Below are 11,388 nucleotides of genomic sequence, written 5' to 3'. Positions count from 1 at the left end.
AATGCGGGCTTGTTTCTTCCAACCCGGCTCCGGCCTGCTTTAACGCTTATCTCGAATGTCTTCATCTTCCAACGGCGGCGATCAACACCAACCGGCATCGGCGGCGGATAAACCCGCAGGAAAGGCCCCGCGCAAGCGCATGCACTGGTCGCTGCGCATCCTCCTGGGCCTGTTCGGCACGGTGCTGGGCCTGGTCGTGATGGTGGCGCTGGGCGTGACCTTCATTGTCGCGCTGACCTATCCCAAGCTGCCCGACCTCGATACGCTGACCGATTACCGTCCCAAGATCCCGCTGCGCATCTTCTCGGCCGATGGCGTGCTGATCGGCGAATTCGGCGAGGAACGCCGCAACCTGGTGCACTTCAAGGACATCCCGGAGATCATGAAGAAGGCCGTGCTGGCCATCGAGGATGACCGCTTCTACGAGCACGGCGGCGTCGATTACCAGGGCATTGCCCGGGCTACCTTCTCCAATCTCTCCGGCGGTGGCGGGGGTGCTTCCACCATCACCCAGCAGGTGGCGCGCAATTTCTTCCTGACCAGCAACGAGCCGACCTTCCTGCAGAAGGCCACGCGCAAGTTCTTCTATGAAATCCCGCTGGCCTGGAAGATCGAGAACAACCTCACCAAGGACCAGATCCTTGAGGTCTACATGAACCAGATCTATCTGGGCCAGCGCGCCTATGGCTTCGCCTCGGCCGCCCAGATCTATTTCGGCAAGCAACTGAAGGACATCAGCATCGCCGAAGCCGCGATGCTGGCCGGCCTGCCCAAGGCGCCGTCAGCCTACAACCCGGTGGTCAATCCCAAGCGCGCCCATGCGCGCCAGCAATACATCCTGCTGCGCATGCGCCAGCTGGGTTACATCACCGATGCGCAATACCAGGAAGCCAAGGACGAGGAACTGCGGGTCAAGGGTGACAGTTCCGCCTTCGGCATGCATGCCGAATATGTGGCCGAAATGGCGCGCCAGCTGGTCTACGCGCAATACAAGGACGAGACCTATACCCGCGGCCTGAACGTCTTCACCACCATCACCAAGACCGACCAGGACGCGGCCTACATCGCCCTGCGTCGCGGCATCATCGACTATGAGCGCCGGCATGGCTATCGCGGTCCGGAAGGCTACATGGACCTGCCGGACAACGCCACCAAGGAAGCCGTGGAAGACGCCGTGGAAGTGGAGCTGGCCGATCACCCCGACAGCGATGACATGGTCGCGGCCGTGGTGCTGGATGCCAAGCCCAAGGAAATCACGGCCATGCTCTCCACCGGCGAGGAGATCAGCATTTCCGGCGCCGGCCTGGGCTTCGGCGCCAACCTGCTGTCGGACAAGGCCCCCCCGCAGAAGAAGATCCGTCGCGGCGCCATCATTCGCGTCTTCCAGGACGGCAAGGCCTGGATCATCACCCAGATGCCGGAAGTGGAATCGGCCTTCGTTTCGGTGAACTCGCAGGATGGCGCGATCCGCTCGCTGGTGGGCGGCTTCGACTTCAACCGCAACAAGTTCAACCACGTCACCCAGGCCTGGCGTCAGCCGGGTTCGTCGTTCAAGCCCTTCATCTATTCTTCTTCGCTGGAAAAGGGCCTGTCGCCGGCCACCATCATCAATGATGCGCCGCTGACCTTCACCCAGACCGGTGGCCAGGTGTGGCAGCCGAAGAACTACGGCGGCAAGTTCGAGGGCCCGATCTCGATGCGCCGCGCGCTGCAGAAGTCGATCAACCTCGTTTCCATCCGCATCCTGGAGCGCGTGGGTGTGAAGTATGCGCAGGAGTACATCACCCGCTTCGGCTTCGACGCCGACAAGAACCCGCCCTACCTGACCCTGGCGCTGGGTGCGGGCAACGTCACCCCGCTGCAGATGGTGGGTGCGTATTCGGTGTTCGCCAACGGCGGCTACAAGGTCAATCCCTATCTGATCACCAAGGTCACCGACAGCAACGGCGAAGTGCTCTCGCAGGCCAAGCCGGCTACCGCAGAGGATGAATCAAACCGTGTCATCGATGCCCGCAACGCCTTCATCATGGACAGCATGCTGCGCGATGTGGTGCGTCATGGCACGGCGGTCAAGGCGCTGTCGCTGAAGCGTACCGACCTGGCCGGCAAGACCGGTACCACAAACGACTCCATGGATGCCTGGTTCGCCGGCTACCAGCCCGGCCTGACCGCGATTGCCTGGATCGGCTACGACCAGCCCAAGAGCCTGGGCGACCGTGAAACCGGCGGCGGCCTGGCCCTGCCGGTGTGGATCAGCTACATGTCCAAGGCGCTCAAGGATGTGCCCAACGTGGATCGCAAGGTCCCGGACGGCGTGATCGAATCCGGCGGCGAGTATTACTACGCAGAGTTCCCGCCCAGCGCCATGGTGCGTGACCTGGGCATGGGTGATCGCAGTGGCCTCACGCCTGAAGAAGAAAAGGCCAAGACCCAGATGAAGAACGAGTTGTTCTGAGTCTGCCTGGAAGGAACGATCAGATAATGATTTATATCGTTTAGATTTTCTGTTGATCCCATGCAAAACCGCCGGTCGCGAGAGCGTGACCAGCGGTTTTTTTATGGCTGCCGGCAGCGCGGAGCTCAGTCCCGGCCGGCCAGGTAATGACTGATCCTGCGCATGGCCAGCGTGGTCAGGACTTCGTCCTGTTCGGCGCCGTAGTCGCTCAGCTTGACGATGACGGTGCGGGTCGCCGGATTGACGTAGATGTACTGTCCGAATACGCCGATGGCCGAGAAGTCCTGGTCCTGCGCATTGCCCGGTGGAATCCACCAGCCATCGCGGTATTCGAGGATGTCGCTGCGGTTGTCCGGACGTCGCGGTTCGTTGGCCCATGTGGTGCTGACCACCTGGCGCTCGCCGATGCGTCCCTGGTTCAGATAGAGCAGACCCAGGCGGGCGAATTCGCGCGCGGTGGTGTTGAGGCAGCAGAACGCCTTTTCCACGCCGTGCTTGCGGCTGTCCACGCTCCAGCTGGCATCCTGCTCCATGCCCAGCGGTTCCCACAAGGCCTGCTGCGCGTAGTCGGACAGGGGCATGCCGGTCGCGCGCGCCAGTACCCGCGACAGCACCAGGGTATCGACGCTGCGATATTCGAACCGTTCGCCGGGTGCGAAGCGCAAGCCATGGCGCCGGGCCAGGAAACTGTGCAGGTCGGTGCTGACGAACATGCGCACCACCGGTGAGGTCAGCGACCCCGCATAGCGCTCGTCGACGTCGATGCCGGAACGCATGTCCAGTAGCTGGCCGATGGTAATGCCGGCGTAGGCGGGGGCCAGTTCATCGCTCTTGAGGTAGTGACCGATGGGCTCGTCCAGCGACTTGATCTTGCCTTGCATCAAGGCCACGCCGGTCAGCGCCGAGACAAAGGATTTGGCCACCGAGAAGGACGTGAAGCGGGAATTGGCATCGAAGCCGTCGATGTAGCGCTCGTAGACGACGCTGCCATCCTGCACCACCACGAAGGCGTGGGTGGCAGTGGTCTTGAGGAAATCGGCCATGCTGAGCTGGCCATTCTTCTTCCATGGCACGTTGATTTCCAGCGGCCGCAACGCCACCGGCAGCGCTTGCGGATGACTGGAACGGGCGATGGGATTGGCGTCGAAGACCTTGTAGCTCTGGCTGCGCGGCGTCAGGTCGAACTGCAGGTCGACCAGCGCCGGCAGGCTGGGCAGATCGGCGACACGACGCCCGATCTCGGCGCCGGCCAGCAGGATCAGCAGGGCAGCAGCGCCGCGGGCGAGGCGCTGGGAGGTACGTGGGCTGGGCATGGGGCTCGTTCTTTTTGGAGTGAGCCTATTGTGCCTGATCAGCCGATCTTTTTGCTTGCCCTGTTCTGTACGTCTTGCACGTATTGCTCGTAGCCGCGTGCGCGCAACTGGCAGGCCGGGCAGGTGCCGCAGCCATGGCCCCAGTCATGCAACTGGCCGCGCTCGCCCAGGTAACAGGTGTGGGTGTCTGCGCGGATCAGGTCCACCAGCGCCTGGCCGCCCAGCGATTCGGCCAGCGCCCAGGTCTGGGCCTTGTCGATCCACATCAGCGGTGTCTCGACCTTGAGTTGCGTGGCCATGCCCAGGTTGAGCGCCACCTGCAGGGCCTTCATGGTGTCGTCACGGCAATCGGGATAGCCGGAGAAATCGGTTTCGCACATGCCGCCCACCAGTACGTTCAGGCCGCGTCGATATGCCAGGGTCGCGGCCACCGTCATGAACAGCAGGTTGCGGCCCGGGACGAAGGTATTGGGCAGGCCATTGTCCTGCATAGTGATTTCGACGTCGCGGGTGAGCGCGGTGTCGGAAATCTTGCCGATCAGCGACAGGTCGATCATGTGATCCTCGCCCAGACGCACCTGCCAGTCGGCGGAAAAGCCCTTCATCTTCTCCAGCAGGGCCGGACGCACTTCCAGTTCGATGGCGTGGCGCTGGCCATAGTCGAAGCCGATGGTTTCCACGCGCTGGTAGCGCGACAGCGCCCAGGCCAGACAGGTGGTGGAATCCTGACCGCCGGAGAAAAGCACCAGGGCGCTCTGGGTGTTCAGGGTCGGGGCGATGGCGGAGGTGGCGGACATGGAGGACATGGTTTCTGGCTCAGTGCTGGCTGGGAGGATGGAAGGATGGGGCGATGGACGCGGGGCCTGGCGGCATCCCTGCCGGCCAGGCCCCGCACCTTGCGTGGGAAGCTAGCTTAGTTGGTTTTGCTGACCGAATCCAGCACCTGCTCGATATAGTCGCCATTGGGATCGGTGAATTTCAGACGCACCGGATACCACTCCATCTTGGGGGCCAGCCAGATATCGAGTTTCTGGGCCTGGTCGTCCGGCGGCGGGTTGCGGAACAGGTGCAGCGCCTCGGTTTCGCCCTGGGCGGTCTTGATCTTTTCGCGACCGATCACCTTGAAGGTCCACTGTTCGGCATCACGCGGTCCGGCCACGAAGAACTTCCATTCCGACCCTGGCTTCATCTTGGCGGCATTGGCGCGCGCGATGGCCACGAACTGCCAGGTGATGCCGGTGCGATCCTGCTCGCCCCCCTGCAGCGGGAAACTCTCGCCGGATTCGGTGAAGGTGATCTTGTTCTGCTCGCGGTTGAAGGTGGTGGTGGTGGGTTCGCGACGCAGGCGCTTTTCCACGAAACGGGACGGCGCCAGGCCGTAGGCATCGATGGCGCCTTCGCTACTGGTTTCCAGGATCTTGCCCAGGAGCATCGCCCGGGTCTCGGTGGTGACGCTGTAGGCGGTCTTGCTCTGGGTCCACTTCACCAGGCCCTCACCCTTGAGGTCGAGTCCGCTCTGCTTGGCCTGGATGGCATAGTGCAGCTCGGCCGACGGCGGCAGATTGAAGGGACGCTTTTCGACCGGGTGCGGGCCATCGGCGGCCAGCAGCGGGCCACTGGCCAGCAGGCCGGCCAGGGTCAGGGCGGAAAATCGTGTCAGGAGGCGGTGGGGGATACGGTTCATGGCGAGCTCTTCGTAGTGGTCTCTGTGGATGGGTTCGGGCCATCGGGATGGTAGACAGCGGATGGCTTTCGGAGCGGTCGGAAATCATATGACTACGGATACGACTGCGATCATTGCTGACGGTTCGGCTATCCCGGGGGCGCAATTGTGCGCAATTGTTTCGGATTTTGACAGGACTTCGCGAATGCGGCAGGACTCATGGCGGCAAGGCTTCCATGCCGGAGAGCGACAGGTCGATGAAATCTCCTCCCCGGGAAGGTGGTTCGGTATAGCGCACCCGCACCGGATACCACTCGTGCTGGGGCGCCAGCCAGATGTCGACGCGATCATCATAAGAGCCGGGTTTGGGCATGCGGACCACATGCCAGGTATGCAACTGCCCGATGGGTAGCGTCACGTCTTCTTCGCCCTGCACCTGCATGCGCCAGACCTCGCCATCGCGCACGCCCGCCACGAACATGTCGATCACCGCACCGGCCCGGAACTGCGCGGGGTCGCCGCGACCGATGGCAGCCAGCTGCCAGATGACACTGCCGCGATCCTGTTCGCCGCCGCGTCGTGGATAGGTGGTGGTCGAGGCAGAAAAGCTGACCACGTTGCGCTCGCGGTTGAAGTGGGTGTTGGTGGCCGACTTGAAGCCGGTCTGTTCGGTGTACAGCTCCGGTGACAGGCCATTTCCATCCAGGTCGCCCTGGCTGGTGAAGTTGAGCACGGTAAACACCAGGACCTTGGCCTTGCCCTCGACGCTGTAATGCGGGCCGTCATTGCGCCAGGCGATGCTGCCACGGCCGTAGCTGGCCCGTCCATCCTTGGTGCCGGTGGCGTCGTAGCGCAGCAGTACGCTTGGTGGTGCGCTGGTCTGGTAGGACTTGCCGGGCGCATCGCTTTGGGCTTGGCCGCCCTCGGCGGCGGCGCCCGCCGTTCCCTGGCCCTTGCCATCCGAGGTCTTGCCAGTGCCATCGTCCGATGCCGTGGCCGTCGCGGTGGCGGGCGCGGAATGCGGCGCTTCGGGGGCGGGTGTATAGATGGGCTCGACGGTCTCCCGTATCGGTTCATCAGGCGGTTCGATGGAGGGCTCGCTGCGGCGCGCCGGCGCGGCTTGACGACTGGCCGGCTTGGCTGCACGCGGTTGCGTCGGTCTGGGAACCGGCAGCGCCACCGGTTGCTCGGGTGGTGGGAGGGGGCGCAGTTCCACGGTCATGGCCTGTTCTTGCGTGGCACCCGGCAGGATGATCTGGCGCCGTCCCCAGTCCACCAGCAGGGCGTGCAGCGCCAGGCTCAGTGCAATCAGCAGCAGCAGGCGCGGCCAGCGCCGGGGTGGGTGGGAAACTTCGCTCATGTGCGCCAGTTTATCGGATCACGCCTGCAGCGTCGTGGGGACGGAGATCAAAAGAGCGGTCATTCAAACAACGTACAATGCGCGTTTGCGCCTTTGCTCTGTTGACGCTGTCTCTTTCGAATGATGAACCTGTCCTTGTCCTTCCGTCTGCTCTCCCTCGCGGCGCTGCTCGCCTCCTCGCTTTCACTGTCGTTGCCTGCACATGCAGTACAGGGCGTTCAGGGCGCGCCTGCCTTGCCACCGGTACGCATCGGCATGATCGATGGTCTTTCCGGCCCCTTTGCCAATGCCGGCGAGGCCGTGGTGCGCAACATCAGCTATGCCATCGAACGGATCAACGCGCGCGGTGGCGTCAGCCTGCCCGATGGCAAGCACCTGCTGCAGCTTTCCACCTTCGACAACAAGCTCGGCGTGGAAGACTCGCTGGTGCAATTGCGCCAGTTGACCGACGAGCGCATCCCCTTCCTGATCGAGGGCAACAGCTCGGCGGTGGCGGCGGCCCTGATCGATGCGGTCAACAAGCACAACCAGCGTGAACCGGATCGCCGCGTGCTGTTCCTGAACTATTCGGCGGTGGACCCGACGCTGACCAATGAGAAGTGCAGCTTCTGGCACTTCCGCTTCGACGCCAGCGCCGACATGCGCATGCAGGCCCTGACCGAGGCCATCAAGGCCGATCCCGCGACCCGCAAGGTCTACCTGATCGGCCAGGACTACAGTTTCGGCCGCCAGGTTGCCAAGGCCGCCCGAGAGCAACTGGCGGCCAAGCGGCCCGACATCGCCATCGTCGGCGATGAGCTGCACCCCATTGGCAAGATCAAGGATTTTGCCCCCTACATCGCCAAGATGCGCAGCGCCGGGGCTGACGCCGTCATCACCGGCAACTGGGGCAATGACCTCACCCTGCTGGTGAAGGCCGCGCGCGATGCCGGCTTCAAGGCCAAGTTCTATACCTTCTATGCCAACAGCCTGGGCGCGCCGGCGGCCATTGGCGAGGCGGGCGTGGGCGTGGTGCGGGCGGTGGCGGAGTGGCACCCCAATGCGGGCGGGAACCCCGGTTCGCCCAGCGATGCCTACTATCAGGAATTCCGCAAACGCTATCCCCAGCCCAAGGATGACTACCTCTACCTGCGCATGCAGGTCATGATCGAGATGCTGGTCAAGGCCATCGAAAAGGCCAGGAGCACCGATCCCAAGGCGGTTGCATATGCCCTGGAAGGCGCGCATTATCAGAACGCTTTCCACCAGGCCACGATGCGGGCCGAGGATCACCAGCTGATCCAGCCGCTGTACCTGATGCAGATGCAGCGTGCCGATAGCGGCGGCATCCGCTTCGACAATGAGGGCAGCGGCTATGGATTCCGCACCGAGCGCTTCATCCCGGCCGAGCAGACCGCACTGCCGAGCTCATGCCGGATGCAGCGCCCGCCGCGCTGACGACCAGAACACGACAACAGGAGCGACCAATGCTGAACCACGACAAGATGCCGGGCGCCGGCTCGGTAGGCGATACCATCGAATTCATGAAGAAGATGTGGAGCAGCATGGGCGCCCCGGCCATGGCCACGCCCTCGCTTTCGGTGGAGGATATCAACAAGAAGATCTCCGACCTCAAGACCGTCGCCTCCTGGCTGGAGCTGAACCTGAACATGCTCAAGGCCACCATCCAGACCCTGGAAGTGCAGAGCGCCACCTTGTCCACCCTGCAGGCCATGAGCGCCATCATGGCCTCGCGTGGAACCCCGGAAGCCGCCGCCGGCAGCGATGCCGATGAGGAGGCGGCCACGCCGCCGCCGTTCCCCTTCGGCTTCCCGCTTTGGCCGGGTGCCGCTGCTGATGCTGCTGCTGGCGCCGAGCCTGAGCCCGCAGCCGACGAGCCCGAGGAAGCCCCGGACGAAGCGGAGCCCGAGCTTGCTGCAGGACAAGACCGTCAGCCCGAAGCGGCCACGCCAGGGGAAGAGGGCGGTTTCGCTATCCCGCCCGCGCCCGATTTCCAGTCCGCCATCGCCAATCCCAACGCCTGGTGGAATGTGTTGCAGGAGCAATTCAAGCATGCCGTCGGCAATGTGATGGCCGGCGCCCAGGCCGACCAGGAGCCCTTGTTGAAGCCCGCCAAGGCGCCCAAGCCGGCCAAGCGTAGCGAAAATAAGACAGTGTCACCAAAGTCCAAGGCCAGCCCCAAAGCCAAGCCGGCTGGCGCTCCCAAGGCTGGCAAGGCGGTCAAGGCGGCGCCGAAGAAGCCACCGGTCAAGAAAGCCCCGAAGAGCGCGGCAAATACGAGCGCCCCGGCCCGGACGCCTGTTGTACAATCCCGGCAAAACAAGAAGCCAGCCTCCCGCAAGCCAATCTCCCCCTGATCCTCGCCATGGCACTGCCTGGCCCTGGGCGCAGACGCGTCCGGCCGGCTGTCATATTGCTGAAACCTGAGCGTTTTAGTATGGTTCAGGAAAATCTTGTTAAAATCAAACACTTAACGCATATAGGTCCCTACTGAGATGCTGTACCCAGAATTGTTCAAATCGCTAGAGCAGGTCCGTTGGAATATGGATAAGGATGTTCCCTGGGACAAGTTCGACGCTTCCTTGCTCACCGACGAACAGGCGCAGACCATCCGCATGAATGCCATCACGGAATGGTCGGCACTGCCGGCGACCGAGATGTTCCTGCGCGACAATCGCGGGGACAGCGATTTTTCGGCATTCATGTCGGTATGGTTCTTCGAGGAACAGAAGCACTCGCTGGTGCTGATGGAATACCTGCGCCGTTTCCGTCCGGACATGTGCCCGACCGAAGAAGAACTGCACAACGTGCGTTTCGAGTTCGATCCCGCCCCGCCGCTGGAAACCCTGATGCTGCACTTCTGTGGCGAGATCCGCCTGAACCACTGGTACCGCTGCGCCGCCGACTGGCACACCGAACCGGTCATCAAGCAGATCTACAAGATCATCAGCCAGGATGAAGCCCGCCACGGTGGCGCCTATCTGCGCTACATGAAGAAGGCCCTGAACGAAGTGGGCGACAAGGCCCGTGCAGCCTTCGCCAAGATCGGTGTCTTGATGGCATCGGCCCGCCGCACCGAGAAGCCGCTGCACCCGACCAACCTGCACGTGAACCAGGCGCTGTTCCCCAACGACACCGTGCAAAGCCGCCTGCCCGATCCGGAATGGCTGGAACGCTGGCTGGACAACCAGATCAAGTTCGACGGCGAATGGGAAAAGAAGGTCGTGGACCGCATCCTGCACAACATGTCGCTGTTGTTCGAACGTACCTTCAGCAACGTCCAGGAGCTGAACCGCTACCGCAAGGAAGTGACCCAGCGCATCCTGCCGGCGGGCGCTGTCGCAGCCTGAGTGCGGATGCAGCACACCGGATAGCACAGGCAGTACAATCGCAAGCCGCAACCCAGGTTGCGGCTTTTTTCATGGGATGCGCCGCCTTCCGCTCCACAGCGCGCCCATCTGATCCACCCCACAGCCAACCCAGCTCACCACGATGGCCGATTTCGAATCCAAACTCTGCACCCGCGAAGAACTCAAGGCCCGCGTGGCCCAACTGCCCAAGCCGGTGGTGATGACCAATGGCGTGTTCGACATCCTGCATCGCGGCCATGTGACCTATCTGGCCCAGGCCCGCGCCCAGGGTGCCTCGCTGGTCGTGGCGGCCAATACTGATGCCTCGGTCAAGCGGCTGGGCAAGGGGGATGACCGTCCCATCAATAGCTGCGAAGACCGCATGGCGGTGCTGGCGGCGCTGGAATCGGTGGCGCTGGTGGTGCCCTTCGACGAAGACACGGCGCTGGAAGCCGTGCAGGAAGCGCATCCGGATATCTACGTCAAAGGCGGCGACTACGACATGCACGCCATCCCCGAAGGCCAGGCGGTGGCGGCCTATGGCGGCCAGGTACTGGCGATCGCCTTCGAACATGACCGCTCCACCAGCAAGCTGCTGGCCAAGGTACGCAAGCTGGCCGGCTGAATACGCCACGCAAGACCGTCAACGACAAGGCCGGCAGGAGCATCGCTCGCTGCCGGCCTTGTCGTTTCAGGCGATGGCCCGCCGGGCCGGGGTGGCTCAGTGGTGCATGTGTCCCTTCATGTCCTTCATGTCATCCTTGGCGCCAGCCGCCGCAGGGTCCTCGACATTGACGACGACCTCGATCTTGCCGGCCTTCTCGAAGCTCAGGGTGAGCGGGATCTTTTCGCCCGCCTGGAGCGGCTTGGACAGGCCCATCAGCATGATGTGGTAGCCATTGCCGGGTTGCATGGCGATCTTCTGGCCGGGTTTGATTTCCAGTCCGCCATCGACTTCGCGCATCTTCATCAGATTGCCTTCCATGGCCATGGTGTGGATTTCACCACTCTTGGCGACCGGCGAGGAAACGCCCACCAGGCGGTCCGCAGCGCTGCCCTTGTTCTCGATGCTGATGTAGGCGCCGGCGGCCGGCTGGCCGGGTACTGTGGCCCGCGCATAGGGATGGCCGATTTCCAGTTGGCCCAGCTTGAAGCTGTGGGCCTGCGACAGCGGCGCAGCAGCCAGCAGGGCAGCGGTGAGGGCCAGGCCGGCGCAGCGTTGGAAGAAATGTTTCATATTGTTTAGT

At 63.1% G+C, this 11,388-nt stretch carries 10 protein-coding genes; 5 read left to right on the top strand and 5 right to left on the bottom strand.

The window, feature by feature from the left end; translation table 11 throughout:
* The first annotated feature begins 139 nt into the window (after positions 1 to 139).
* Positions 140 to 2,455 carry a penicillin-binding protein 1A gene (locus HWE04_RS00325; RefSeq protein WP_077236099.1) on the top strand — a complete coding sequence of 772 codons (2,316 nt, stop codon included), beginning with the start codon at positions 140 to 142 and terminating at the stop codon, positions 2,453 to 2,455.
* A gap of 125 nt (positions 2,456 to 2,580) precedes the next feature.
* Here HWE04_RS00325 and HWE04_RS00320 read toward each other — a convergent pair whose 3' ends face one another.
* From HWE04_RS00320 to HWE04_RS00305, 4 genes are all read right to left on the bottom strand, one after another.
* Positions 2,581 to 3,768, bottom strand: a complete 1,188-nt coding sequence (locus tag HWE04_RS00320; RefSeq protein ID WP_241811172.1) for a serine hydrolase domain-containing protein — start codon at positions 3,766 to 3,768, stop codon at positions 2,581 to 2,583.
* A gap of 38 nt (positions 3,769 to 3,806) precedes the next feature.
* A complete protein-coding gene (gene queC, locus HWE04_RS00315; RefSeq protein WP_241811529.1) occupies positions 3,807 to 4,565 on the bottom strand; it encodes a 7-cyano-7-deazaguanine synthase QueC in 759 nt (252 codons plus the stop codon).
* A gap of 116 nt (positions 4,566 to 4,681) precedes the next feature.
* Positions 4,682 to 5,452 (bottom strand): DUF3108 domain-containing protein, encoded by a 771-nt coding sequence (locus HWE04_RS00310; RefSeq protein ID WP_006461497.1) that lies wholly within the window; start codon positions 5,450 to 5,452, stop codon positions 4,682 to 4,684.
* Between the two features lie 196 nt (positions 5,453 to 5,648).
* A complete protein-coding gene (locus HWE04_RS00305; RefSeq protein ID WP_241811171.1) occupies positions 5,649 to 6,791 on the bottom strand; it encodes a DUF3108 domain-containing protein in 1,143 nt (380 codons plus the stop codon).
* A 123-nt stretch (positions 6,792 to 6,914) separates the two neighbouring features.
* Between HWE04_RS00305 and HWE04_RS00300 the strand changes: the two genes are divergently transcribed.
* The 4 genes from HWE04_RS00300 (at position 6,915) to rfaE2 (ending at position 10,766) form a co-directional block, all read left to right on the top strand.
* The gene (locus HWE04_RS00300) at positions 6,915 to 8,228 is read left to right on the top strand and encodes a branched-chain amino acid ABC transporter substrate-binding protein (protein WP_039874083.1); all 1,314 of its coding nucleotides are present in this window, start codon (positions 6,915 to 6,917) and stop codon (positions 8,226 to 8,228) included.
* Between the two features lie 29 nt (positions 8,229 to 8,257).
* Positions 8,258 to 9,148 (top strand): PhaM family polyhydroxyalkanoate granule multifunctional regulatory protein, encoded by an 891-nt coding sequence (locus HWE04_RS00295; RefSeq protein ID WP_077236095.1) that lies wholly within the window; start codon positions 8,258 to 8,260, stop codon positions 9,146 to 9,148.
* Between the two features lie 138 nt (positions 9,149 to 9,286).
* The gene (locus tag HWE04_RS00290; protein WP_241811170.1) at positions 9,287 to 10,141 is read left to right on the top strand and encodes a diiron oxygenase; all 855 of its coding nucleotides are present in this window, start codon (positions 9,287 to 9,289) and stop codon (positions 10,139 to 10,141) included.
* 142 nt (positions 10,142 to 10,283) lie between these two features.
* Positions 10,284 to 10,766, top strand: coding sequence for a D-glycero-beta-D-manno-heptose 1-phosphate adenylyltransferase (gene rfaE2, locus HWE04_RS00285; RefSeq protein WP_006461502.1), 483 nt, complete (start codon positions 10,284 to 10,286; stop codon positions 10,764 to 10,766).
* 96 nt (positions 10,767 to 10,862) lie between these two features.
* Here rfaE2 and HWE04_RS00280 read toward each other — a convergent pair whose 3' ends face one another.
* Positions 10,863 to 11,378: a copper chaperone PCu(A)C gene (locus HWE04_RS00280; RefSeq protein ID WP_241811169.1), complete on the bottom strand. Its 516-nt coding sequence runs from the start codon at positions 11,376 to 11,378 to the stop codon at positions 10,863 to 10,865.
* Between the last annotated feature and the right edge of the window lie 10 nt (positions 11,379 to 11,388).

Source organism: Herbaspirillum sp. C7C2, from assembly GCF_022627865.1.
Classification (GTDB): domain Bacteria; phylum Pseudomonadota; class Gammaproteobacteria; order Burkholderiales; family Burkholderiaceae_D; genus Herbaspirillum; species Herbaspirillum frisingense.
The sequence above is the reverse complement of the archived record's forward strand: the minus strand, read 5'-3'. Positions and strand labels throughout refer to the sequence as shown.